Source organism: Janthinobacterium sp. SUN206, assembly GCF_030587305.1.
Classification (GTDB): domain Bacteria; phylum Pseudomonadota; class Gammaproteobacteria; order Burkholderiales; family Burkholderiaceae_D; genus Janthinobacterium; species Janthinobacterium kumbetense.
Window position 1 is genome coordinate 960,104 of sequence record NZ_JAPWIB010000001.1, and the last position, 25,514, is coordinate 985,617.

Sequence of the window (25,514 nt, forward strand, 5' to 3'; positions counted from 1 at the left end):
CCATAAGGTGTCGCTCTCCCCTTGCTATTGTTATTGGGTGAGAGCGGCCGGGTGATCCCGGCTTGCAACACAGTATGCAGACGCGCGCCGCGAACCTTGTCCCCATTTTGGGGACGTTACGCGGCTAAAACAGTCAAAAAGGCGAAGCCAGCCCTACGCCAAAAGGACTAAGGTGCTGGCGCCATGCACAGCGCAAACAGTTGCCGCTGGCTGGAAATGCCCAGGCGTTTATAGGCGCGCTTCTGGTAGGTGATGACGCTCGATGGCTGCACGCCCATGGTCTCGGCGATTTCCACGGCCGTGAGGCCTTCGAGCACGCAGCGCAGCACGTCCAGTTCGCGCTTGCTCAGGGCGGGGCAATGCTGGCGCAGCCTTGCCAGCATCAGCGGCGCGACGCCTTGCGTGGCCTGGCCCTTCAAGCTGTAGTGATGCTTGACGGCATGGGCAAACAGCGGTGACAGAGTTTCGATGCCCGCCACTTCGCCGGGCTGGAACTGACCCTGGCTGCTGTCGCGGTAGAAATTGACGGACAACCAGATATCGCCGGCCGGCTGCAGCAGCAGGGACAGGCGGTCCGACACATTCGGCTTCTGGTAGCAGACGGCGCGGTAGCCGGGATGGTCGATCTCGTCGCTGGCCTGCTGGTGCAGCACGATGGCGGGATCGATTTTCCGCCCCGGCGCCAGGGCGATCACGCGCTGGTTGCCATCGAGCGCATAGTAATGGCGGGCGTAGCTGTCGGCGATATCCTGCAAAAAGCGCCCGCCGCGCCGGTCGGCCACGGCGACGGTGCGGGGACGGTTGCCGAATTCATAGGCAAAGATCGTGCACTGGGCAATGGGCGCGACCGTGCTGACCGTCTTCAGGATGGCCCCGGCGACGGCGTTCACGTCCGCATGGCCGATGGCCGCCATCAGTTCCAGGGTACGCCCGAAGTCCAGCTGCCCTTCCGCCGGCGGCCGCTCGACGCGCCAGTAACGCATGCCCGGCTCCTTACTGCCCGCGTTGCGGCAAGACCCAGTCCGGCCGGATGTAATGGCAGGTGTAGCCGTGCGGCAAGCGCTGCAGATAATCCTGGTGCTCCGGTTCCGCTTCCCAGAACGGGCCGGCCGGCGCCACTTCCGTCACCACCTTGCCGGGCCACAGGCCGGAAGCGTCGACGTCGCGGATCGTGTCCTCGGCCACCCGTTTTTGCTCATCGCTCGTATAAAAGATGGCCGAGCGGTAGCTGGTGCCGCGGTCGTTTCCCTGGCGGTTTTCCGTGCTGGGGTCGTGGATCTGGAAGAAAAATTCCAGGATCTTGCGGTAGCTGATGGTGTGCGGGTCGAAGATGATCTCGATCGCTTCCGCATGCGTGCCATGGTTGCGGTAGGTGGCGTTGGCCACGTCGCCGCCGCTGTAGCCCACGCGCGTGGCGATCACGCCCGGATAGCGGCGCAGCAAGTCTTGCACGCCCCAGAAGCAGCCGCCGGCCAGGATCGCGGTTTCCTTGTTTTGTGTCATGTTGATCATTCCTTGATCTGAGATACTGGGATTAATCGTTTATCTTACCCTGTCGCGCGATTTTCTTCAGCGGGCCAGCAAGCGCTTGAGCTGCGCCGCCTGATAGGCGCCGATGGCGTCGTTGAACAGGCAACGGATCAAGGGATCGTCGACGATGTCGGCCTCCATCAGTTCGGCGCGCGTAGCCTCGTCGAAAGGACCATCGTTGATGCGCATGTACATCGACGTCAGCGATTCACCGAGCACCAGCGCCGCGTGGCATTTCACCAGCGGCACTTGCGTCGTCCAGCCCGGCGCCTCGCCCGTGTCCGGCACGAGGTCGATCAAGTCGCCATGCGTGCGGTAATGCAGGATGGTGGCCGCGCCGTCATGGCCGTACAGCGCCAGGCGCCACACGCGCGGGGCCTGAAAATAACTGTCCTCGGGCAGCTCCATGTCGCGGTAGCGTTCGAGCAAGCCGCGATGGCAAAAGTCCAGCACCAGCGCCGTGTCGGCATCGTTCAAGGGCGCGAAACGGCGGGCGATGTCCGCCGTGGCGGGCGCAAGCGCCTCGGGACGGTAGTCGAAATCCACGTCCTGCGGCCCCACGGGAATGACCCAGGGCAGCGGCGTGGCCGGCGCCATGCCGTGCGCGTCGAGCAGCACGGCCGTCGATGGATCGAGGCGGAAGATGTGCGTCTCGGGCAGCGCGGCGCCCATTTCATCGGCAAAGCGGCGGTAGGTAATCGGAAACATCGCATGGTTGTACCAGGACCAGTCTTCCTGCACGAACTGGCAGGAGCTGGGCACGAGGTAACGTGGCGCCAGCGCGCGCAGCTGCGGCACCCAGTCGTCGGGAAGTTCCACCGGGCCCCGCGCCGCCTGCGACGGTGCGATGACGGCGATCTCGCGCATGGTCTGGAATGGCCACAGCACCATGTCCCAGGGCGCAAACGCGGCCAGCTGCGCCAGGGTCTCGGGGCCGATCCAGGAATCGACGACGTTAAGCACATTCAAGCCCGCTGCGCGCACCTGGAACAGCGAGTCGACGTCGTCGTCCAGCGCGCGGCGCGGAATCACCTCGATGCTGCCCACCTGCACGGGCACGTCCACGTGCAGCTTCTCCACCCGCGTGAAACCGAGCGCGCGCAGCATCGCGAACAGTTCGTCGAAGACGCAGTACAGGTAGATGGGCGTGGCGCGGTCGAGCGCATCGAGGCTGTCGAGCGAGCAGTGGTCGTCGTGGAAGTGCGAGATGAAGACGGCATCCCAGCGCAGCCGGCGCACGACGTCCAGGTCGAAGCGCACGGGCGGAAACGCGTGGCAGTTGCGGCTGAACGGGTTTTCGACGATGGGATCGAAGGCGATGGCCGTGCCTTCGCATTCGAAGACATAGCCGGCGTGCAGGATGCGGGAGATTTTCAGGGGCATAAGCAAGTTCAGGTTGGGCAGCGCGCCATGATAGCTGAAAAGGCGGCCGCCCTGCCCCGTGTTTACTTAGTACGGATTATTCAGCACATCCATCGCGAAGTACGTAAAGATCATGTCCGCGCCCGCGCGCTTGATGGCGCCCAGGGTTTCCTGCACCACGCGACGCTCGTCGATGGCGCCCGCCTGCGCGGCGAACTTGATCATCGCGTACTCGCCGCTGACCTGGTAGGCGCCGATCGGCAAACGCGTCGCTTCGCGCAGGTCGCGGATGATGTCCAGGTAGGCGCCGGCCGGTTTGACCATCAGCGCGTCGGCGCCTTCGGCTTCGTCGATCAAGGACTCGCGCACCGCTTCGCGGCGGTTCATCGGGTCCATCTGGTAGGTCTTGCGGTCGCCCTTCAGGGTGCTGCCGGCCGCGTCGCGGAACGGGCCGTACAGGCCGGATGCGAACTTGGTGGAATACGCCATCACGGGCGTGTCGTGGAAACCGGCCGCATCGAGCGCGCCGCGGATCGCCGCCACCTGGCCATCCATGGCCGCCGACGGGGCGATGATGTCGGCACCCGCCTGGGCCGCGATGACGGCCTGCTTGCCCAGGTTGAGCACCGTACTGTCATTGTCGACCGTGTCGCCATGCAGGATGCCGCAATGGCCGTGGTCCGTGTATTCGCAGAAGCAGGTGTCGGACATGACCACCATTTCCGGCACGGCGTCCTTAATGATGCGCGACATGCGCGCCACCAGGCCGTCCGGGTTCAGGGTGTCCGTGCCGTGGCTGTCCTTGTGGTGCGAAATGCCGAAGGTCATGACGGAGCGCAGGCCGGCGCGCGCATAGCGCTCGACTTCCTGCGCCAGCTTCGCTTCGGGAATGCGGCGCACGCCGGGCATGGACTTGATGTCGATGAATTCGCTGCTGCCTTCGTCGACGAAGATCGGCAGGACCAGGTCGCGCGGATTGATCTCGGTTTCGCGGAACAGCTCGCGCAGTTGCGGGGTCGCGCGCAAGCGGCGCATGCGCGAAGTGGGAAATTGTGCTGGCATGGGATGACTGGCTTCAGGTTAACAACGCCGCTCAGTATACGCCGATCGCGCCGAATGCGCCGGGCTGCCCGGCAAAAAAGCCGCGCAGGTCAAGAAACCCCGCCCTGCGCCGTCATTGCGCGTGCAGCAGGGCCGCCACTTGCCAGCGCATGTCGGCCGCCAGCTGCACCAGCATGGCGCCGCGGCGGCGTGCATCGGCGCGCTTTTTCGACGGCACCAGTTCCAGGTCCGGCATCCGGCAAGGGCCGCAAGGCAGGCGGTAATTGCCGTCGCTGGTGGGCACCGCATGCAATTCCCGCCACGCCAGGTCGTAGTCGCAGGAGATATGCCGGCGCCGGCGCCAGTTCAGCGCGATGCGGTTGGCGTTGCTGACCAGGTCCAGGTGGCCGCAGCCGAAAAAGTCGCCCAGGTCGCGCAAGGCGGCCACCATCAGGTTTTTTGGCCGGCAGCCGTGCAGCGCCCGCGTGGCCTCCTTCACCGCCTGCGCGCCGGCGGGCGAGCGCAAGCCCTGCAAGGCGCCCAGCTGGATGACGGCGCCGCCAGGCTGGGGCCGGAACAGGAAACTGGCCAGGTACAGCGGCACGCCGTCGCGCGTCAGGCGCAGGCACAGCTCCCCTTCGCGGTGGCTGTCATGGATGGCCGTCAGCTGCAAGCGGTAGCTGGCGCCATCCTTGCCTTCGATGCTGGCCAGCACCAGCGCGCGCCGCGCCGCGTATTCCACCAGCGGCCGCGCGCCCGCCTGCCACAGGAAACGGTAATGCCCGCACAGCAGGTCCACCCTCGCCGCGCAGCCCAGCTGGCGGCTGGCGTAGGGGCGATAGATCTTGTAGCGCAGGCTGGGATGGGCTTGCGCCAGCGCCGCCAGGCCCGGCGTCGCGGCGATGACCGCTTGCCAGCGCGCGCGCTGCAGGGGGAAGACGAGCGCGCCCAGCGCCGCCTTGATCCGGTGGCCATGCTGGCGCAGTGGCGCCGGTTGCGGCGCGGCGTTGTCGCCGGTGGCGGTAAATGTATGCATGAAACGGCTCTACTGAACGGGACGCGGCGACGGCCGCAGGCAGCCCGACACGGGCGGCTGCGCGCACGCAGCCGCTCTACGCGGGGTAAAGCGGATGATAGGGGGAGGTGAAAATGAAGGGGGTTACAAGTTGGTAATGTGCGGATATGCCACGGGCACTGGCAAGCTAGCGCAGCAGCCGCAAGCGCAGGCGCAGGCCCGGCGCCGCATCCTCGATATCCAGGCTGCCGCCATGCAGGGCCGCGATGGCCGCCACGATGGACAGGCCCAGGCCATTGCCGGGCAAGTGGCGGCTCTTGTCGAGCCGGTAGAAGCGCTGCGTCAGCTTCGGCAATTCTTCCGTCGGCACGCCTGGGCCGTTGTCGCGCACGGCCAGCCAGCTGCCCTGTTCATCGCTGCCGGCCGACACTTCCACCGTGGCGCCCGAACCCGCGTACTTGATGGCGTTGTCGACCAGGCTGGCCAGGGCGCTGCCCAGCAGATTGCGGTCGCCGCGCGCCGGCACGCCTTCGCCATACATCTGCACCAGCAGCACGCCCTGCTCGTCGGCCGTGGCTTCGTACATTTCCACGATGTCGGCGCCGATCTGCTGCAAGTCGATGTCGTCGAAATTCTCCGGGCGCATGCCCGATTCGGCCGCCGCGATCTGCAGCAGCTTGTCGAACACGCGCGTCAGGTCGTCGATGTCGTCGATGGCCGCCTGCGCCGCGCTCTCGTAGCCGGCCACGTCCTGCTGCTGGCGCAAGGCGCCATCGAGCTTGTTGCGGATGCGCGCCAGCGGCGTGCGCAAGTCGTGCGCGATGGCGTTCGACACGTGGCGCACGCCTTCCATCAAATGTTCGATGCGGTCGAGCATGCGGTTGATGTCGCGGCTCAGCAAGCCGAATTCATCCTCGCTGGAGACGGGAATGCGCCGGCTCAGGTCGCCCGCCTCGATTTCCCCCGCCGTGCGGCGGATCTGCCCAATGCGCGCCTCGAGCTGGCGGCGGAACAGCCAGGCGCCCGCCACCACCAGCAGGATGGCCACCCCGCCGCCATAGGCCAGCGAGCGCAGCACCAGGGTGCGGATCGACTTGCCCTCTTCCATGTCGCGCCCGACGAACAGGCGCGCGCCGCCCTCCAGGTCGCGGATCAACATGCGCGCGGGCACCCGGCGCCCTTCGCGCGTGACGTCGCGGTGCAGCAAGCGGCCCACGGGGCTGCCCACGTCGGGCCAGGACGACAGATTGCCCGCCACGCGGCGGCCGTCGGCGCCCACCAGCAGGAAGATTTCCGTGTCGCTGTCGGTGCGATCGGTCAGCAAATGGGCGATTTCCGCCGTCGTGCGGCTGGCATCGCCCTGCTGGTACAGGGCGGCGAGGCGCTCCGAGAGCAGGGTCAGCTTGCGGTCCACGCTGCGATCGAGCACGCCGATGGTGCCGAAATAGAACACGGCGCAGACGATGCTGATCGAGACGACCACCAGCACGCCATAACCGAGCGCCAGGCGGGCCGCGATCGAGCGGTGCCAGTTACGCACTGTCGATCACGCCCAGGGTGTAGCCGACGCCGCGCACCGTGTGGATCAGCGGCGGCGAAAATTCCTTGTCCACCTTGGTGCGCAAGCGGCTCACCTGCACGTCGATGACGTTGGTCTGCGGGTCGAAATGGTAGTCCCACACGGCTTCGAGCAGCATGGCGCGCGTGACGGACTGGCCCTGGTGGCGCATCAGATATTCGAGCAAACGGAATTCGCGCGGCTGCAGGGCGATTTGCCGGTTAGCGCGCGTCACGCGCATGGTGCGCATGTCGAGCACCAGGTCGGCCACCTGCAGCTGCGTCGATTCGGGCACGGGCGCGGCGCGCCGCAGCAGCGCCTCGATGCGCGCCAGCAGTTCGGCGATGGCGAACGGTTTTGACAAATAATCGTCGCCGCCGCTGCGCAAGCCGCGCACGCGCTCGTCGACGCTGGACAGGGCCGACAGCACCAGCACGGGCGTGTTGCGGCCCATGCCGCGCAGGCGCGCGACGATGGCCAGGCCATCGATCTCGCCGGGCAGCAGGCGGTCGAGCACCAGCGCATCCCAGTCTTCGCCGCAGGCCAGGCGCATGCCGTCGATGCCATTGTCGCAGGCGGTGACGTCGTGGCCAGCCTCGCGCAGGCCGGCACAAATATAGCGGGAAGTTTCAGCTTCGTCTTCGATGACCAGGCAGCGCACGGGAATTCCTTGTAAAGAGCGGGACAGCAAACATGCGCAGCATACGCCAGGCGCGCGCCACTTGCCAGCCCCGCCGCGCGGTCGCGCCGCCGGGCGGCGTTCCCCGGCTAGTTACATTTTCCGCGCAGCTTGGCGATCGCCATGAAGGGCAAGGCATACACGCCGCCGATGGCGAGCGGGCCGATGCCGGTGGGCTGGCGCTTCAAGCCATCGGCGTGCAGGCAGTCGGGCACCTTCGCTTCGGCAAAGGCGGCAGCAAACTGCTCATATTTTCTGTCGGCGCGTATCGTCACCTGCTGCATGGCCGGCTGCGGCAAAGAGTCGCGCACCTGCGCCTCTTCCGCCAGCACGGCGCGCACGGCATCGCGTATCATCGTTTGCGTCAGTTGCGGTGCCGGCCCAGGATCCTGTACCGGCGCCGCTTCGGGCGCCTGCGCGCCCGCTGGCGCCGCACCGCACAGCCATATCAGGGTAACAAGCTTGCGTGCCATTTTCATCGTCATCATCCATGCATGCCAGGTTTGCAATATTTCTCATAATATAGCAGCATCCATGCGCGCCGCCGCGTGCGGCGAACGATGGCAGGGTCGGGTACAATACAGCCTCGACAATTTTTGGCCGCGCCCGCGCGCGCATGTGCGCAGGTTTATCGGCGCCTCCCGGCTTGCCGCGGCCTGCATAGCCACCACTGCCATTAACGAACAGCAGGCACGCCCGGCGCGCGCCACAGACAAATACAGCCATGAAACCGACCCACTCTCTCGCACTGGCGCTGGCCATCACCTGCGGCAGCGCCGCCGCCGCCGACACCAAGCAAAGCATGCTGTTCGATGAAATCCCCATCGGCAGCTGGAGCACTTCCGCCGAACTGGGCGCCATCACCACCTCGGGCAACACGGTCGGCACCTCCGTCACGGGCAAGATCGACGCGCGCCAGGAACTCGATGACTGGAGCAACCAGTACATCTTCAGCGGCTATTTCAAGGAAGACGAAACGACGAACGACGACGGCGAGAAAGTGCGCGAACGCTCGGCGGAACGCTTTTCCGCCTCCGCCAAGGCCGCCTACAAGCTGATGGCCGACCATGAAAAACTGTTCGTGCTGGCCTCGCACGTGAACGACAAGTTCGGCGCCTACACCAAGTACTCGACCCTGGCCGTCGGTCATGGCTCGCGCTGGTACCAGTCGAGCGACAAAAGCGTCGACGTGGAAATCGGTCCCGGCTATTTCAGCGGCACCAACGACGCGGGCGAATCGGAACACGGCCTGACGGTGCGCGGCGCGGCCGCCATGAAGTGGAAGATCAGCCAGTCGGCCATGTTTACGCAAACGATCAGCGTGGAACGGGGCACCTCGAACACCCACTCGATCGCCGAGACGGCGCTCAGCACGAAAATCAACGGCACCATGCAGATGAAGGCCGCCTTCAGCGCCCGCAACGACACGCGCGTACCGGACGACAAGAAGAACACGGATACGCAGACGTCGCTGACCCTGGTCTACTCGTTCTAGGCGCGGACCGGCCATGCTGATGCGGCGTCTGCGCGTATGCGCCCTCCTGTGCGCCGCGGCGCTCCTGAGCGGCTGCGCCGCCGTCACCGTCAGCGCGATCTCGCCGGCCGACTACCTGCAGCAGCGGCGCGGCGACATCCTCACCACGGGGAAATTGAGCGCCGCGGCCAGCGAGGTGTTGCGCATCATCGGCAGCGACATCGCCGCCTGCGAAGCCAATACGGGCAGCTGCCGCGCCGACCTGGCCCGCTCCGAGCTGCTCAGCGACGAGCAGCGCCTGGCCACCCTGTCCGAATTGTGGCTGGAAAGCGCGCTGGCGGAAGAAAAACAGGGCGGCCACGCCAGCGCCGAACTGCTGGCCGCCTGGCTGGAATCGGCCCGCTACGCGTATGCCTACCTGTTCTACACTACGCGCACGCCGGGCCAGCGCGCCTTCGAGGAACGCCAGACGCAGATCCGCGACTACTATAACTATGCCGTGCAAAAGGCCGTCGGCAACCTGTTCCGCCACCGCGGCGAATACCGTCCCGACGGCCATGTGATCCGCGTCGCCGGCTGGCAGATCGACAGCGAATTGTCGGCCCTGCGCCTGCCCGAGGACGGCACCCTGCCCGAAGAACTGCTGCCGGCCACCTCGCTGTCGTTTTCCGGCCTGCGCAATGTGTACCGGCGCGACGGCTTCGGCGCCGACCTGGTGGCCGTCATGCCCAAGCCCCAGGCGTCGAAAGGCGACTATGTGCCCTACCAGGAAACCCGCTTCCCCGTCGTCACGGCGCTGATCCGCTTCGACGGCAACAGCCTGCAGGAAGTGCTGGCCACGCAACAGCTGCTGGTGATGCTGGTCGACCCGACGCGCAGCGAATCGACGCGCATGGCGGGCCAGGAACTGCCCGTGGCCGCCAATTTCACGGCCGGCTATGGTTTGTGGCTGGCCCGCTCCGGCTTCGGCGTGCAGGCGCTGCGCACCCTGTTCGGCCGCGCCGACGGCATTTCGCGCCCGCAGGTGCACCTGATGCAGCCCTACGACCCGAACAAGCGCACCATCGTCATGCTGCACGGCCTGGCCAGCAGCCCGGAAGCGTGGATCAACGTGGCGAATGAACTGATGGGCGACGAACAGCTGCGCCGACGCTACCAGATCTGGCAAGTGTACTACCCGAGCAATGCGCCGCTGGCGGCCAACAACGCCGCCATCCGCCAGGCGCTTGCCGCCACCCTGGCGCAGTTCGACCCGGCTGGCAAGGCGGACGCCGCCAACGACATGGTCTTGATCGGCCACAGCATGGGCGGCGTGCTGGCGCGCCTGATGGTGTCCGACGCCAGCAACACCCTGCTCGACGCCATCACGGAAGAATACAATTTGAAGGGCAAGAAGGCGGAAAAAGTGCGCGCCGGCCTGGCGCCCTACCTGAATTTCACGGCCATGCCGCAGGTGAACCGCGCCATCTTCATCGCCGCGCCGCACCGCGGCACCTCGTTCGCCAACCACAAGGTGGCGCGCTGGATCGCCAACCTCGTCACCTTGCCGATCACCATGCTCGACCAGTTGTCCGACGCGGCCGGCAGCCTGGCGCAGCTCGACACGGGCAGCAGCGAACCGCTGCGCATCCCCAACAGCATCGATAACCTCAGCGACAAGGACCCGTTCGTGCGCCTGGTGGCCGACCTGCCCATCAGCCCGAAAGTGCGCTACTACTCCATCATGGGCAACGACACGCCGGACCTGCCGCTGGCCGAATCGAGCGATGGCGTGGTGCCCTATGCCAGCGCCCACCTCGACGGCGCGTTGTCCGAAAAAGTCATCCCGTCCTGGCACAGCGTGCAGGAAAGCCCGCAGGCGATTCTGGAGATACGGCGGATTTTGCGGCTGCCGGACAGCTTGCCATAAGGCATCGCAGGTCGGATGCGCGGAGCAGCCTGCGTAATCCCACCTACCCTGCCTGCCTGCCTGCCTCCAGCCATTGCTCATCAGCATCGCCACGGCGCCGATCCAGATGCAAGAAAGCAATGACCATGACCGCACGGCCGCATATCCAGCTGCCTGATGCGGGAAAAGTGCGCTGCTCGCTTGATAAAGTTGCGAAACATGATAATCTTGTGAGTGAGATGTCAGCCGCATTTATCCGAGGAGTGAACATGACAGCACATCTGACTCACAGCACCCTGGCGCCAGACCGACAGGAATGGACAGATAGGGACTTGCGGGCAGTGGAACAATTCTCGCAGTTGGTGGGTGCGCAACTCGACATACTGGCGCACGGTCCCGAGCGCGAGCGCCTGATCGAGCTGGCCACGCGCGCGCTCCATGCGGCGCGCGCCTCGCTGGTCGCCACGCCGCCATCGATCCTGCTGCAACTTCCTGCATCAAAACTCAAGGTTTCAGAAGTCATTGGCCAGGGATGGGTGGAACTGTCGCAAGCGTCGCTGTATCGCGCCGTGGAAAGCCAGCGGTTTTATTGCGTGACGCCCAAGGGACGCAGTATCGGCAAGGAATTTCCAGCATGGCAATTTATACAGCCCGTGCCGGAACTGATCGCGCCCGTGCTGGCCATCCTGGCCGGCCAGCCAAGCAGTGAAATCCATGCTTTCTGGATCAGCAGTGCAGACGAACTCAACGAACTTTCGCCAGCAGAGATGCTCGCAGGCAAATCGTTTGAAACGCGGCCCGCAGTGCATACCAGCCAGCAGGCGCTGCTGGATCTGCCGGCCAGCGAGAGATTACGCAAGGTCATGGCATCGGCAAAGTGGCAGCATAGGGGGATGGCTGACATCATAGGCTAGTCCCGCATGACGTCTGAACTGCAAGAAACACCAATTCCGCCAGACATGGCCGCACGCCTGCCGGCATTGGCATCGCTGCACACTGAATTATTGAGCAATATCATCATCCTTCAGGCCGGCCAGGCCCTCGTGCGCGCGGCGTGGAACACGGCATCCATCTGGCCAGCGAAGGTTGAACGGACCTACCGCTTCGGTCCGCCCGCCGAGCTGGCCAATGCGCACGGCTTACCCTATCACTGGGTATATATTGCGGACGATGCCTACACGGCAGCCTGGGAAGCCCAGCTTTTCCGTAACGACGTCACGCGCCCGGGCACCTTTTACCTCGACCACAACGCGCAACAAGCGCTGATCGCGACGCTGTCATTCAGCGTGCCACTGCGGCTGCTCGACCTGACGGGTCTGGCCGCCAGCCGGCTGGGCATCTATGAGCAATTGCGCAGCCCCGATCACGGCTGGTGCCAATGGCTGGGCTGGCAGCTGGATCGGATCATTGCGCAGGAAGCCGGCGCGATTCACGGTTTCATGTATCCATCGCGCCGCCCGCCCGGCAAACTTGCGTATGCCATTTCATCGCGCCACATGAGCAAGCTGGGCAGCGACATGGCGTGCCAACACGTGCGATTCGGCGACGCCGCTGCCTGCGCACGCCTGCTTGCCGACCGCCTGCGCGTGGACCCGCCCTGACCTGCGACTCCCTTACGCAGGCTCGCGCCACTTGTCCTTGATTTCCAGCATGGCCGGCAGCTGCTCGATGAACAGCGCCAGCAGTTGCGGGTCGAAGTGCGTGCCGCTGTCGCGCTGCATGGTGGCGATGGCTTCGTCGACCGTCCAGGCGCGCTTGTACGGGCGTTCGCTGGTGAGGGCGTCGAAGACGTCGGCGATGGCGACGATGCGGCCTTCGTGGGGGATTTCCTCGCCCTTCAAGCCTTGCGGATAGCCGCTGCCGTCCCATTTTTCATGGTGCGTCAGGGCGATGGTGCGCGCCATTTTCAAGAGGCCGCCCGCATGCTCGCCGATGATGGCCGCGCCGATTTCCGCGTGGCTGCGCATGACTTTCCATTCGTCCGCATCGAGCTTGCCCGGTTTTTGCAGGATGGCGTCGGGGATGCCGATCTTGCCCACGTCGTGCATGGGCGCCGCGTTGAGCAAGTCTTCCGCCCTGCCCGCGCTGTAGCCGGCCGCCAGCGCCAGTTGGCGCGCGTAATAGCTCATGCGGATGACGTGCATGCCCGTCTCGTTGTCCTTGTACTCGGCCGCCTGGCCCAGGGTCTGGATCACCTGCAGGCGCGAGCGGCGCAATTCCTCGGCGTCCACCAGCGACAGATGCGTGCGCACGCGGGCGCGCACGATGGGCGGGCTGACGGGTTTCGTGATGTAGTCGACGGCGCCCGCGTCGAAGCCGTCCGCCTCGTCCTTCACGTCGCACAGGGCCGTCACAAAAATGACGGGGATGGACGCGGTGGCCGGCATGGCTTTCAGCTGGCGGCACACTTCATAGCCCGTCATGGCGGGCATCATGATGTCGAGCAGGATCAGTTCGACGGGATTGTTCTGCGCCAGTTCCAGCGCCTTCTCGCCATCCTTGGCATACAGCAGGCGGTAATCGTCCTGCAAAATCTGGCGCAGCACCTGCAGATTCGTCGCTTCATCGTCGACCAGCAGCAGGATCGGTTTGTCTTCGTGTAAGGTCATCGTTAGCCCAATATCAGGAAAGGTCGGCAGGCGTCGGCGCTTCCAGCCACGCCAGCAGCTGGCGCAGCACGCCCGCGGCACGCGCAAATTCAAAGTCGTCGATGGCGCTGGCCAGCGCCTGCAGGCGCGGCTGCTGGCCGTGCGGCGCCAGCATGGCGGCGATCTGCGCCATCAAGGCGTCGTCCAGCTGCCCGCCTTCCAGGCTGGCGATAGCTTGCCGCAGCAAGGCGCCAGCGGCGGCTGCATCGAGGGGCGCGCTGGCGGCCGGCGCCTGCATGGCCACGGCCGGCATGCCCGCCTCTTCCAGCTCGCCGGCCAGCGCCATGAAGGCGGCCGCCAGCTGCACCAGCAATTCGGTCACCGGCAACTGGCGCGCAATCGCTTGTTCGATGCGCCCCAGCAGGCTTTCGACCTGCACCAGGCACAGGTTGCCCGCCGCACCCTTGATACGGTGCAGCAGGTGGCCGGCCACGCTGCTGCCGCCCCGTTCCAGTTCCGCCGCCAGCATGGCGGCGCAGTCGCCATTGGCCTGCACGAAGCGCGCGATGGCCCGCTGCAGGGCTTCGCGTCCGCCCCACAGGGCGATGCCGCGCTGCCAGTCCACCTGGCCGGCAGCGGCGCGCGCCGCCGCACCGGCCGCCGGCGGCGGCATGGCCACGGCGATATCGAGCAGGCGGGCGATTTCCGCCGTCAGCTTGTGCATTTCCAGCGGCTTCGAAGCGAAACCGTTCATGCCGGCCGTCTGCGCGGCGCGCCGGTCCTGTTCCAGCACGCTGGCCGTCAGGGCGATGATGGGCGTCGCCTTCAAGCCCTGCTCGCGCTCGTGCACGCGGATCAGGCGCGTCGCTTCCAGGCCATCCATGCGCGGCATCTGCACATCCATCAGGACGATGTCGAAGCTGCCCTTGCCGAATTCGCGCACGGCGCTCTCGCCATCGCTGGCGGCGATCACCTGGTGGCCGGCCGCGCCCAGGCTGATCAGGAGCAGCTCCACGTTCTGCGGCACGTCGTCGGCCGCCAGGATGCGCAGCGGCGGCAAGGCCACCACGGGCTGCTCGCTGCGGCGCGCCACGGCCTTGCCCGGCGCCAGCGGCAACAGCACGTGGAACACGCTGCCCACGCCCAGGGTGCTTTCCACCGTGATGGTGCCTTTCATCAGCTCGACGAGCTGCAGCGAAATCGTCGTGCCCAGGCCCGTGCCGCCAAAGCGCCGGCTCATCGAGGAATCGGCCTGCGTGAACGGCGCGAAGATCTTGTCCAGGCGGTCGGCGGGGATGCCGATGCCCGTATCGTGCACGGCGATATGCACCTGCTCGCCCTGCATGCCGACGGCCACGCGCACATGGCCCACTTCCGTGAACTTGACGGCGTTGCCGATCAAATTCGTCAGCACCTGCTGCACCCGGCGCGCGTCGCCCAGGAAGAATTGGCCCATGCCCGGGTCGATGTCGACATGCAGCACCAGGTCGCGCGCATGGGCCGTGATGCGCAGCGACGCGGCCACGTGGTCGACCAGGTCCGGCAGCGAAAAGTCCACCAGTTCCAGCTCGGTGGCGCCTTTTTCCAGCTTGGCCGTGTCGAGGATGTCGTTGAGCAGTTCGAGCAGGGAACGGGCCGACTGGCGCACCGTGCCCAGGTGGCGGCGCTGCAGGCTGTCCAGGGCGGTCCCCAGCAGCACTTCCGTGAAGCCGATGATGGCGTTCATCGGCGTGCGGATTTCATGGCTCATGTTGGCCAGGAAGCTGGTCTTCGATTCGGCGGCCAGCTCGGCGCGGTCTTTGGCCGCGCGCAGGTTTTCCTGCATGGCGCGCCGTTCGCTCACGTCGGTGGCCAGCTTGACCACCTTGAACGGCTTGCCGTCCGTATTGAAGATGGGGTTGTACGACGCCTGTATCCACACTTCCCGGCCATCCTTGCCGATGCGTTTGTACTCGCCCGTGTTGAATTCACCCTGCGCCAGGTGCTGCCAGAACGCGATGTAATCGGGCGAAGTCACATAGCCCGGTTCGCAGAAGATGCTGTGGTGCAAGCCCAGCACGTCGTCGGGACGGTAGCCGATCAGATCGAGGAAGTTCTCGTTGGCCGCCAGGATGCGCCCCTGCAGGTCGAATTCCGCGACGGCCGTCGCGCGCGAGATGGCCGTCACCTTGCCTTCGTACTCGGCGTTGCGCAATTCGCTTTCCGTGATGTCGAGGATGACGCCGTCGATCCAGCGCACCACGCCGTCGTTGTCGAGCACGGGGCCGCTGCTTTCGCGCACCCAGCGCTCGCGCCCGTCGCGGTGGATCAGGCGGTAGACGTTCTCGAAGTCGCGCTTTTCGCCGGCCGCCTGCACGCAGGTGTCGTTGACGCGCTGGCGGTCGTCCGGGTGTACGAGGTCGAACAGCCTGACGCGGCCCTCGACGAAGTCCTGCGGCATCCAGCCCGTCAGGTTGAAGACGGCGTCGCTGATGAAGATCATCTTCCATTCGGGCGCGAAGCTGCAGTGGAACGAGACGCCGGGAATGTTGCGGATCAGGGTGCGGTACTGGCGCTCGCTGTCCTTGAGCGCCTGCTCCATGCTGCGCGACGAGCGCATGTCCGTGACAAACGCCACGAACAGGGGCTGGCCCGGCGTGTCGATCTTGCCGATCGCCACGCGCATGGGCAGCACGGCGCCATCCTTGTGGCAGCCATCGAGTTCGCGTCCGCTGTCGAGGATGCGCGAGGCGCCCGTTTCCAGGTAGTCGCGCAGATAGCCCTCGTACTCGGCCGCGTCGGACTGCTGCAGCAGCACGCTGGCGTCGCGCCCCACGATCTCCGCTTCGCGCCAGCCGAACAGGCTTTCCGCGGCGGGATTGAAGGAGCGCACCTTGCCCTGGCCATCGATGGTGATCAAGCCGTCGGCCGCCGTATCGACGATGGCGCGCAGGCGCGATTCGCTGGCGCTCGCATGGCGCAGCAGCTGGCGGTAGCGCAGCAAGCCGTTCGCGGCGGCGACAAACACAGTCAGGGTGACGGTGATCAGCGCCACGGCCAGGGCCACGAATGACGCTTGCACCGTGATCGTGTTGTCGCCTGCCGTGGGGGTGCCGGAAAAGCGCGCCGCCAGCATGCCCGTGTAATGCATGCCGGAAATGGCCAAGCCCATGACGGCACTGCTGACCAGCAAGGACGCCAGGGGACTCATGCGCAAACGCATGGCGCTCAGGCCGAAGCGTATCCACAGCGCCAGCATGGCCATGACGACGGCCACCACCAGCGACAGGGCGAACAGCCAGGGCTGGTAATGCAGGGTCAGCGACGTCTGCATGGCGGCCATGCCGCTGTAATGCATGGAACCGATGCCCACGCCGACGAGCACGCCGCCCACCACCAGCTGGCGCCAGTTGATGCTCGGGCGCGCCAGCATGTGCAGCGCCACCCACGAAGCGGCCACGCCGGGCAGCATGGAGAGCAGGGTCAGGCTGGGGTCGAAGGAGACGCGCGTGCAGATGTCGAAAGCCAGCATGCCGATGAAGTGCATCGACCAGATGCCGCCGCCGAGCGCGATGGCGCCCGTGATGATGGCCGTCTGGCGCTGGAAGCCGCGCTCGCTGCTGCGCGCCATGCCGGCGATCTGCAAGGCCATGAACGAGGCAAAGATGGCGATGCCGATGGAAAACAGCACCAGCCAGGCGTTGTGCGTGCCGTAGATGTACTGCATGGTATCGGTCGATACGGCAAAGATGGAACTAAACATACTGTCGTGGCATAAGGTGAGTGAAACGTGACGTCGCAAAACATGACGGCGCACCGCGCGCGCCGGCGCCACGCTTTTTACTAAAGCGGCAACACAGCGGAAATGACAACGGTAGCAGTCGACCAGGGCAAGGCTCGGTCATCACGCCCGCGCCTGCCGCGCGGGGGAAAGGTGCTTTTTACAGAGTGAAAAAGCGGAATGCGTACGAACTCTGGCGCGGATGGCTGGCCGCCAGCGTGACGATGATTTTTTAAAGAGCCATGAGTATAGTTGCTTTGCGAACATATTCATAGGACTTCAGCAATACTATAGCAAGAAAGGCAATATTCTGAGGTCGCGATGCGACAGCGCTCGTCCGTTCAGGCTGGCGGCCACAGCGCGCGTATGGCGGAAGAGGCCTGATAGGTCGCACCGGCGCGCTCGGCCACAGGGATACCTGCCAGTGTACAGCGGCGGCCCAGCTCGTCCTTGATCTGCCGCAACGACCAGCGCTGCGGCACGGGCAGATCCATGCCCACCACGCGGATCAGCGGGCAATCGTCGAGGGTCGTGTGCAGCAGCAGCTCCACGCGCGCCATCGGCGGTCCGCCGCGGTAGACATCCACCGCGCCCGCGTAAGTGACCACCTCCAGCGCGCGCATCTGCTGCGGCGTCAGTTGCAGCACCTTGTCATGGCCGGGCAAGCCCCGCGCCAGCCGGCGCAGCAACACGCCCGCATCATTGATCTCGACATGAAAAGACAGATCGGGGCCCGGCAGAAAAAGCACGCCGACGATCCAGGCGGTCAGCGCCGGCAGGCCCAGCAGCACCGCCTCGCCCGCATACGGCACGTCGCGCCAGACGGCTTGCACGATGAAGGCAAGGATCAGGACGCAGCCGCCCAGCAGCACGCTGCGCCACAGCACGGGGCGCATATTGGCCATCATCGCCGCATGGCAGCTGGCATCGTCGGCCGGCGCAAAGCGTATCCATTCGGCGCGCGCCGGCTTGCACGGCCGGGCGGGACTGCCGCTCAAGCGTTCTGCGTCAGCATGCCGCGGAACCACGCCAGTTGCTCGCGCGTCAGGTAATTGGCGCCATCGCCATGCAGCAGGACGATTTCGATTTCGGGAGGAATCGAGGCGAGCAGCTGCGCGCCCGTGACGGGAATCTTGGGGAAATTGATGCCGGCCAGGAAGGCGGGATCTTCCGCCACCGTCACGCAGCGGCGCTCGGGATTCGGCGACGGCACGAGGAACAGGTCGATCTGCTCGCTTTGCCCGCCGATGACGACGTGCAATTGCGCGGCCAGCAGTTCGGGCAGGATCAGCTCGATGTTATTCTCGGCGCGCGATTGCTGGAAAGCGCTTTTCAGGGGCGTGAGGAGAGGAATGGCGGTCATGGCAAAGTGGAAAGATAAAGACGGCGGCAGTGTAGCAGAGGCGCCCGGACGGGCGCGCTCCGCTGGAACAGCCGCTACATCTTGTAGTTCAGCGAGACAAGTACGCTGCGCGGCGCGCCGTAGCGCGCCAGCCCGCCGGACCAGGAATAGCCGAGCGCCTGGTAGTAGCGGCGGTCGAGCACGTTATCGATGTTCGCGCGCAGCTGCAGCTGCTCGTTGATGCGATAGCCGGCCGTCAGCCCGACGATGGCGTAACCGCCCTGCTGCGTCAGGTAAGCCTTGTCGCGGCGGTCGATCTTGTCCTGCGCATACACGGAGGCGCCCAGGTTCCAGCGCGCCAGGCTGCCGCTCAGCTGCACGTTCGTGTACAGCTTGAACAATTGCTTCGGCTCGTCCGTGGCGATGCGCTGGCCGATATTCGCGGCCACGCTGTCCTTCGTGTACTTGGCCAGCACATGGGTGTAGCCACCCGAGATCTGCCAGCCCGGCAATGGCGAGCCCGACAATTGCAAGTCGACGCCTTCGCTCTGCACCTGCCCCGCCGCGCGGGCACAATAGATGGGGCCGCCCGTGGGGCAGTTGACTTCATCGGTCATGGCGCGGTTGTTTTGCTTGATGCGGAACAAGGCGCCGCTGGCGTTGAGCCTGCCGCCGAAATATTCGCCCTTGACGCCCACTTCCAGGTTGGTGCCGCTCAACGGCGGCAAGCCATTGCCTTTGACATCGAGCACGCTTTGCGGCTGGAATATCTGCGTGCCGCTCGCATACACGGAGTGATGCGGGTCCAGGTCGTAGACGAGGCCAGCGTACGGCGTGAATTTCGCGTTTTCCGTCAGGTCGCGGCGCCACGTCGGATTGGCGGCATACCAGCCCGTGACATCCTGCGCATACCAGCCGAAGCGCCCGCCCAGCACCAGGCGCAGCGGATCGGCCAGGCTGAAGTTGCCGGCCGCATACAGCCCCTTCTCGTCCGTCTTGCGGCCCCAGTTGTAGGGCTCGAACGGCGCGCCGTTCATGCGGTAGGCGCGGGGATTCCAGCTGCGGATGTCGAACACGCGCGTTTGCGCGCCTTCCCAGCTCTGACCCGCGTCCGAATCGTCGTGGCGGTAGCTGGCGCCGACGATGACGTCATGCTGGCGGCCGAACCAGGTGACAGGGCCGCTCAAGCGCCAGTCCGCCACCACTTGCTCCGTGTTGTACTTCCAGCCTGTTTCCGACTGTTCCAGCAAAAACGTTTCGCCAGCGACGCGGCCGTTGGTGGTATTGCGCGTGCTCGACGAGGCGTCGATATGCGTGATGGCGAAGCGGCTGCGCCAGCCCTGCGCCAGCTTCGTTTCCAGGTCGGCAAAGACGACGTTGTTGTCGCGTTTCTGGAAGGAATCGGCATTGTTCAGGAAAGTCGAGCGGGGCAAGTCCATGTGGCGGCCGTCGGGCAAGGTCGGCAAGCCGACGAACACGCCGTCGGTGCGGCTGTGCTGGCGCGAAAAGCCGATGCCGGCCGTGGTCGACGGCGTCAGGTCCGCCTCGACGATCGCATACACGGTGCTGTTCTTGTTGTTGACCACGTCGACGAAGCTGTCGCTGTCGCGCAGACTGGCCGCCACGCGCCCGCGCACGCTGCCCGAGTCGTTCAGGGCATTGCTGGCGTCCACCGTCAATTGCCGGTCCTTCCAGCTGCCCAGGTGAATGGATGCGTCCAGCAAGGGCGTGGCCGTGGGGCGCTTGCGTATCATGTTGATGCTGCCCGACGGCGCGCCCGCCCCTTCCATCAGGCCGGTGGCGCCGCGCACCACTTCCACGCGGTCGTACATCAGCATGTCGGCGGAGACGTTGCGCTCATTGAAACCCGTGACGTCCAGCGGCAAGCCATCGACATTGATGTGGCTCAAGGCGAAGCCGCGCGCGAAATACGTGGTTTCCTGGTCGGACACGCCCTGCGTCTTGCCATACAGGCCGGGCGTGGCGCGCGCCACGTCCTGCAGGGTGGTCAGATCGAAATCTTCCATTTGCTGGCGCGAAATGACGCTGACCGTTTGCGGCGTGTGGCGCTGCGACAGGTTCAAGCCCGTGGCCGTCGACAGATTGCGCGAGGTATACAAGCCCGTGCCTTCCGTGGTGCGGTCCGCCTCGGCGCTGACGACCACGGCGGGCATGCTGGCCAGGCCGCCATCGGCCGTATTGGTATTGATCTTGCGCAACAGATAATTGCCGTTGCCACCGTCCGTCACTTCGAGGCCGCTGCCTTGCAGCAGTTGTTGCAGGCCGGCGGCAACGCCATGGCGCCCCTGCAAGCCCGGCGTCGCCAGGCCGTCCAGTGCCACGCCCTGGGTGGACAGGTTCACGCCGGCGGCGATGGCGAACGATGCCAAGGCGCTGCGCAGGCTGCCGGCGGGAATGCTGTAATCGCGCACGCTTGCGGACGGGCCGGCTTCAGCGGCCAGCGCTGTCTGCGGCAAGCCGGCGCCAGCCGCGCCCACGGCCAGCAGCAAGACCAGCGCGGCGCGCACGGCGCCCGTGGTGGGATGGAGCGCGAGTGGCGTCCACGGGGAAAAGAAGCGGTGCTGCACAGCCATGTAAAACCCTTTCGATGGTTCGGATTGTTCGTTCTCTACCTTGTATGACGAAGCAATCTCAAAAAAGGGACAGGCAAGCGGCAAGTAATTTCTTCAGGCTGCCTCGACACTGATCCAGTAGCGCGTGCGGCGCGCCAGCCGGATCGGCAGGGAACGTTGCAGCAAGAGCAGGATGTTGTCCGGGTCGTTCAACTGGAAAATACCGTCCACGGGCAAGGCCGCCAGCGCCGGATCGCAGCGCAGCACGCCATAGCGATAGCGCGCCACCTGTTCCAGCACCTCCCCCAGTGGCATGCGTTCTGCGATCAGCACGCCCCGCAGCCAGGCGTCCGCATGGGGTGACGACGGCGTCAAGGCGGACACGGCCACGTCGTCGAAACTGCCCTGCCGGCCCGCATCGATCGTGCGCAAGCCGTCGGGCGCCTGCGCTGGCTCGATCTCCACGGCGCCCTCGCTGACGCCCACCTCGGTGCGCGGCGCCAGCACGCTGCCAAGGTGGCGCACGCTGAAGTGCGTGCCCAGCGCGCGCACGGTGCCATTGCTGCTGCGCACGAGGAACGGTCGCGCCGGCACGGCCGCATCATGCGCCGTGGCAACGTGGATTTCGCCCGCATGCAAGGCCACCAGCCGCGCCGCGTCGTCAAAACGCACGTCGATGGCCGTATCCGTATTGAGCACCAGTTGCGTGCCGTCGGGTAATGCCATATGCCGGATTTCACCGCGCGCCGTGCGGATCGCGGCGCGCCACGCTTGCCAGGGCGCCGACTGGCTGGCCAGCCACAGCGCGGGTGCGGCCGCGATCAGCCCGGCCAGGCCGTAGAGGACGGCACGCCGCCGCGGCGATTGCGGCGCCGCGTCCGCCGCCTGGCGCAGCGCGGGCGGCACGCCGGCCAGGGCGCTGCACACCAGCTCGGCCCGCTGCCAGGCCGCTTCGTGCGCGGGATCGCTGGCGCGCCAGGCCTGGAACGCCTGCTGCTCGCTTGGAGTCAAGGGGCCCGCGTGCAGGCGCACCAGCCATTGCGCCGCCACCCGCGCGGCGCGGGGATCGATGGCCGCCGTGCTGGCGGTGCTCACAGGATCAGCAAGATGCAGCGCTCGAACGCCTGCACCATGTAGCGCTTGATGCTGCGCTCGCTCACGGCCAGGCGCCGGGCGATTTCCCCGTAGCCGAGGCCGTCGACATGCGCCAGCAGGAAGGCATTGCGCACCAGCGGCGGCAAGCCGTCGAGCATGGCATCGATGCGCTGCAGGGCTTCGCGCACCAGCAAACGCTCCTCGGGCGACTGCATCAGCAGATCGGGCTGCTGCGCCAGGGTTTCCAGCCACGCTTGCTCCAGCGACAGGCGCCGGTAATGGTCGATCAGCAGGCGCTGCGCCACGGTGGTCAGGTAGGCGCGCGGCTCGCGCATGGTCTGCCGGCCCTCCGGCGGCGCCGTCAGCAGGCGCACGAAGGTATCCTGCGCCAGGTCGGCCGCATGGTCGGCGCACTGCAGCTTGGCGCGCAGCCAGCGCATCAGCCAGCCGTGGTGATTGCTGTAAATGACTGCGATCGATTCGCCGGATTGCGCAATGTTCACTAGGGACTCCGATGCGCTCAAGGCAAGGCGCGGCCAGGACGCTGGCCGGCCGCAAGGCAAGCGACTCAATTGATAATAATTCTCATTATCACAAATCATTGCCCGCGGCGTCAATGCCGGCGCCCGTCCCGTCCGGCAAACTGTTGTTTCAGCGCGGCGGCTGGCCGTTCAGCGCGTATCGCTTGCCGTGGCGATCGGTTACGCCGGATGGGGTTTCCCGGACTTGGCCGCCAGCACGAGGGGAATGGCAAACGGCCCAAAAAATACCACCAGGATGGACCTGAGAGCAGTTGTTTTCAAGGAACGGCGTTTGGCGATGAAGAGACAGGCGAAGGCCGACAGGGACCAGATCAGGGCCGGCAGGTAGGTAGTCATCATGAACTCCGGAAGCGCCTTGGAAGGCAGGAAACCATGCTGACACGGAAATATGAGCACCGCAATGGCAAATCGGGCATCTGCCATTGCGATGGGCGGCCAGGCACCCCGCTTTCAGTCATTCTTAAGACTGCAGGCGGCGGCCGGCCGGCGATGCGCTCAGTGCTGGCCGATCTTCATGATTTTCAGCGCATTCGTGCCGCCGACCTTGCCCATCGGCTCGCCCCAGGTCAGCACGACGGTATCGCCCTTGGCCACGACTTTATGCTCCACCAGCAAATCTTCCGCCTGTTGCAAGACCTTGTCGCGGTCCGTGCCGGACGTCAATTCCAGCGTGCTGACGTTGCGGTACAGGGCCAGCTTGCGGCGCGTGCCCACGCTCGGGGTCAGCGCGACGATGGGGATGTCGATGTTGCAACGGCTCATCCACAGCGCCGTGGAACCCGATTCCGTCAGGGTGGCGATGGCTTTTACGCGCAAGTGATGGGCCGTAAACAGGGCGCCGTAGGCGATCGACTGGTCGATGCGCGAGAACGTGGCGTTGAGGAAATCGGCGTCCAGCTTGCAGGTATCCCATTTCTCCGCGTCCAGGCAGATGGCGGCCATCGCTTCCACCGTTTCGATCGGATAGCGGCCCGAGGCCGTTTCCGCCGACGTCATGACGGCATCCGTGCCGTCCAGCACGGCATTGGCCACGTCGGACACTTCCGCGCGGGTCGGCACGGCGTTGACGATCATCGATTCCATCATCTGCGTGGCCGTGATCGCCAGCTTGTTCGACGCGCGCGCCATCTTGATCATGCGCTTTTGCAGGGCCGGCACGGCCGCATTGCCCACCTCGACGGCCAGGTCGCCGCGGGCCACCATGATGCCGTCGGACGCGTCGAGAATTTCTTGCAGCGCAGGAATAGCTTCCGCGCGCTCGATCTTGGCGATCATCATCGGCTTGTGGTCCCATGCTTCGCCGGCGATATTCGCAAGCTGGCGCGCCATGACCATGTCGGTGGCGTTTTTCGGGAAGGACACGGCCACGTAATCGGCCTGGAAACTCATCGCCGTCTTGACGTCTTCCATGTCTTTCGCCGTCAGGGCCGGGGCCGACAAGCCGCCGCCCTGGCGGTTGATGCCCTTGTTGTTCGACAATTCGCCGCCGATTTTCACCGTCGTGTGGATTTCGCTGCCGACGACCTTGTCCACCGTCAAGACGATGAGGCCATCGTTGAGCAACAATACGTCAGCGGCGCGCAAGTCGCGCGGCAATTCCTTGTAGTCGAGGCCGCAGCGCTCGATGTTGCCCAGTTCGCCGTTTTCGCCCCATTTCGCGTCGAGGATGAACTTGGTGCCGTTTTCCAGGAAAATCTTGCCTTCTTCAAACTTGCCGACGCGAATCTTCGGGCCTTGCAAGTCGGCCATGATGGCCACTTCGCGGCCGCACAGGGCTGCCGCTTCGCGCACCATGCGGGCGCGGTCGATATGGTCTTGCGCCTTGCCATGCGAAAAGTTCAGGCGCACGACGTCGACGCCGGCCTTGAACATGCGGACCAGGGTATCGATATCGTTCGAAGCGGGGCCGATGGTGGAAACGATCTTGGTGGCGCGTTGCTGTACTTGCATGGTCATGGTGTGCTGCTTTCTATAAAGTTCGTGCTGCTACAAGGGCCGGCCTTGTGGGCCGGCCGTCCTGGTGCGCTGGATCAGCGGTACTACGTTCTTACTTGGCCGCCATCAGGGCGACCGTGGTGTCCAACATGCGGTTCGAGAAGCCCCACTCGTTGTCGTACCACGACGACACTTTCACGAGGCGGCCCGAAACCTTGGTCAGGGTCGAATCGAAGTTCGACGAGGCCGGGTTATGGTTGAAATCGATGGAAACGAGCGGTTCCGTCTGGTACGTCAAAATACCCTTCAAGGCGCCTTCCGATGCCGTTTTCAGCAAGGCGTTGACTTCCTCGACCGTGGTATCGCGCTTGGCGATGAAGGACAGGTCGACCAGCGACACGTTGATCGTCGGCACGCGCACGGCAAAGCCGTCGAGCTTGCCATTCAGTTCCGGCAAGACGAGGCCGACAGCGGCCGCCGCGCCCGTCTTGGTGGGGATCATCGAATGCGTGGCCGAACGGGCGCGGCGCAAGTCTTCATGCATCACGTCGGACAGCACCTGGTCATTCGTGTAGGCGTGCACGGTGGTCATCAGGCCCGATTCGATGCCGATGGCGTCGTTCAGTGGTTTCACCAAGGGCGCGAGGCAATTCGTCGTGCACGAAGCATTCGAAATGACCGTATCCGAGGCTTTCAAGACGTGCTGGTTGACGCCGAACACGATGGTGGCGTCCACGTCCTTGCCGCCCGGCGCGGAAATGATGACTTTCTTCGCCCCGCCCTTCAAATGGGCCGACGCTTTTTCCTTGGTGGTGAAGAAACCCGTGCATTCGAGCACCACGTCGACGCCGAGTTCGCCCCAGGGGATCAGGGCCGGGTCGCGCTGCGCGAAGACGCGGATGCGGTCGCCGTTGACGAGCATATTGTCGCCGTCGATGGTGACGACGCCGGGAAACTTGCCGTGCACCGTATCGTAGCGCGTCAAGTGCGCATTCGACTTGGCGTCGCCCAGGTCGTTGATGGCGACGATTTCGATATCCTGCTGCTTGCCGCCTTCATAAAACGCGCGCAAGACATTGCGGCCGATGCGGCCATAGCCATTGATGGCAACTTTGATGGTCATGCTGTCTCC

General features: G+C 65.3%; 22 protein-coding genes. 4 read left to right on the top strand and 18 right to left on the bottom strand.

Going from position 1 to position 25,514, the window contains the following annotated elements; translation table 11 throughout:
• Positions 1-167: 167 nt before the first annotated feature.
• From O3300_RS04195 to O3300_RS04230, 8 genes are all read right to left on the bottom strand, one after another.
• Positions 168-983, bottom strand: a complete 816-nt coding sequence (locus tag O3300_RS04195; protein WP_305052147.1) for a helix-turn-helix transcriptional regulator — start codon at positions 981-983, stop codon at positions 168-170.
• Positions 984-993: 10 nt separating this feature from the next.
• Positions 994-1,503: a peptide-methionine (S)-S-oxide reductase MsrA gene (gene msrA, locus O3300_RS04200; RefSeq protein WP_289897715.1), complete on the bottom strand. Its 510-nt coding sequence runs from the start codon at positions 1,501-1,503 to the stop codon at positions 994-996.
• Positions 1,504-1,569: 66 nt separating this feature from the next.
• Positions 1,570-2,913 (bottom strand): MBL fold metallo-hydrolase, encoded by a 1,344-nt coding sequence (locus O3300_RS04205; protein ID WP_305052148.1) that lies wholly within the window; start codon positions 2,911-2,913, stop codon positions 1,570-1,572.
• 66 nt (positions 2,914-2,979) lie between these two features.
• A complete protein-coding gene (gene hemB, locus O3300_RS04210; RefSeq protein ID WP_289907164.1) occupies positions 2,980-3,954 on the bottom strand; it encodes a porphobilinogen synthase in 975 nt (324 codons plus the stop codon).
• A 112-nt stretch (positions 3,955-4,066) separates the two neighbouring features.
• Positions 4,067-4,969: a DUF535 family protein gene (locus O3300_RS04215; RefSeq protein WP_305052149.1), complete on the bottom strand. Its 903-nt coding sequence runs from the start codon at positions 4,967-4,969 to the stop codon at positions 4,067-4,069.
• A 166-nt stretch (positions 4,970-5,135) separates the two neighbouring features.
• Positions 5,136-6,488 (bottom strand): cell wall metabolism sensor histidine kinase WalK, encoded by a 1,353-nt coding sequence (locus tag O3300_RS04220; protein WP_305052150.1) that lies wholly within the window; start codon positions 6,486-6,488, stop codon positions 5,136-5,138.
• The gene (locus O3300_RS04225; protein ID WP_034785794.1) at positions 6,481-7,167 is read right to left on the bottom strand and encodes a winged helix-turn-helix domain-containing protein; all 687 of its coding nucleotides are present in this window, start codon (positions 7,165-7,167) and stop codon (positions 6,481-6,483) included. Before O3300_RS04225 ends, O3300_RS04220 begins: the two co-directional genes overlap by 8 nt.
• 107 nt (positions 7,168-7,274) lie before the next feature.
• Positions 7,275-7,664 carry a hypothetical protein gene (locus O3300_RS04230; protein ID WP_305052151.1) on the bottom strand — a complete coding sequence of 130 codons (390 nt, stop codon included), beginning with the start codon at positions 7,662-7,664 and terminating at the stop codon, positions 7,275-7,277.
• Positions 7,665-7,909: 245 nt separating this feature from the next.
• Between O3300_RS04230 and O3300_RS04235 the strand changes: the two genes are divergently transcribed.
• The 4 genes from O3300_RS04235 (at position 7,910) to O3300_RS04250 (ending at position 12,148) form a co-directional block, all read left to right on the top strand.
• Positions 7,910-8,680, top strand: a complete 771-nt coding sequence (locus tag O3300_RS04235; protein WP_289897710.1) for a YdiY family protein — start codon at positions 7,910-7,912, stop codon at positions 8,678-8,680.
• Between the two features lie 13 nt (positions 8,681-8,693).
• Complete coding sequence (locus O3300_RS04240; RefSeq protein ID WP_305052152.1) at positions 8,694-10,568, top strand: triacylglycerol lipase; 1,875 nt, start codon at positions 8,694-8,696, stop codon at positions 10,566-10,568.
• 119 nt (positions 10,569-10,687) lie between these two features.
• Entirely contained in the window at positions 10,688-11,461 is a 774-nt protein-coding gene (locus O3300_RS04245) for a hypothetical protein (protein ID WP_305052153.1), read from the top strand.
• Positions 11,462-11,467: 6 nt separating this feature from the next.
• Positions 11,468-12,148, top strand: a complete 681-nt coding sequence (locus O3300_RS04250; RefSeq protein ID WP_305052154.1) for an RES family NAD+ phosphorylase — start codon at positions 11,468-11,470, stop codon at positions 12,146-12,148.
• A gap of 12 nt (positions 12,149-12,160) precedes the next feature.
• On the opposite strand, the gene O3300_RS04255 is transcribed toward O3300_RS04250, so the two are convergent.
• The 10 genes from O3300_RS04255 to gap all read right to left on the bottom strand — a co-directional run bounded on the left by O3300_RS04255 (position 12,161) and on the right by gap (position 25,505).
• Positions 12,161-13,156 (bottom strand): HD domain-containing phosphohydrolase, encoded by a 996-nt coding sequence (locus tag O3300_RS04255; RefSeq protein ID WP_289897706.1) that lies wholly within the window; start codon positions 13,154-13,156, stop codon positions 12,161-12,163.
• Between the two features lie 13 nt (positions 13,157-13,169).
• Positions 13,170-16,877 carry a PAS domain S-box protein gene (locus O3300_RS04260; RefSeq protein ID WP_305052155.1) on the bottom strand — a complete coding sequence of 1,236 codons (3,708 nt, stop codon included), beginning with the start codon at positions 16,875-16,877 and terminating at the stop codon, positions 13,170-13,172.
• A gap of 359 nt (positions 16,878-17,236) precedes the next feature.
• Positions 17,237-17,893, bottom strand: coding sequence for a hypothetical protein (locus O3300_RS04265; protein WP_099667771.1), 657 nt, complete (start codon positions 17,891-17,893; stop codon positions 17,237-17,239).
• Positions 17,890-18,258: a hypothetical protein gene (locus O3300_RS04270; RefSeq protein WP_305052156.1), complete on the bottom strand. Its 369-nt coding sequence runs from the start codon at positions 18,256-18,258 to the stop codon at positions 17,890-17,892. Before O3300_RS04270 ends, O3300_RS04265 begins: the two co-directional genes overlap by 4 nt.
• 74 nt (positions 18,259-18,332) lie before the next feature.
• A complete protein-coding gene (locus tag O3300_RS04275; RefSeq protein WP_305052157.1) occupies positions 18,333-20,831 on the bottom strand; it encodes a TonB-dependent receptor in 2,499 nt (832 codons plus the stop codon).
• Positions 20,832-20,924: 93 nt separating this feature from the next.
• On the bottom strand, positions 20,925-21,905 hold the full coding sequence (locus O3300_RS04280; RefSeq protein ID WP_305052158.1) for a FecR domain-containing protein: 981 nt from the start codon (positions 21,903-21,905) through the stop codon (positions 20,925-20,927).
• On the bottom strand, positions 21,902-22,408 hold the full coding sequence (locus O3300_RS04285; protein ID WP_305052159.1) for a sigma-70 family RNA polymerase sigma factor: 507 nt from the start codon (positions 22,406-22,408) through the stop codon (positions 21,902-21,904). The genes O3300_RS04280 and O3300_RS04285 overlap by 4 nt, the downstream gene beginning before the upstream one ends.
• Before the next feature lie 198 nt (positions 22,409-22,606).
• Complete coding sequence (locus O3300_RS04290; protein ID WP_305052160.1) at positions 22,607-22,786, bottom strand: hypothetical protein; 180 nt, start codon at positions 22,784-22,786, stop codon at positions 22,607-22,609.
• Between the two features lie 156 nt (positions 22,787-22,942).
• Complete coding sequence (gene pyk, locus O3300_RS04295) at positions 22,943-24,403, bottom strand: pyruvate kinase (RefSeq protein WP_305052161.1); 1,461 nt, start codon at positions 24,401-24,403, stop codon at positions 22,943-22,945.
• A 91-nt stretch (positions 24,404-24,494) separates the two neighbouring features.
• A complete protein-coding gene (gene gap, locus O3300_RS04300) occupies positions 24,495-25,505 on the bottom strand; it encodes a type I glyceraldehyde-3-phosphate dehydrogenase (RefSeq protein ID WP_099667765.1) in 1,011 nt (336 codons plus the stop codon).
• Positions 25,506-25,514: the final 9 nt, after the last annotated feature.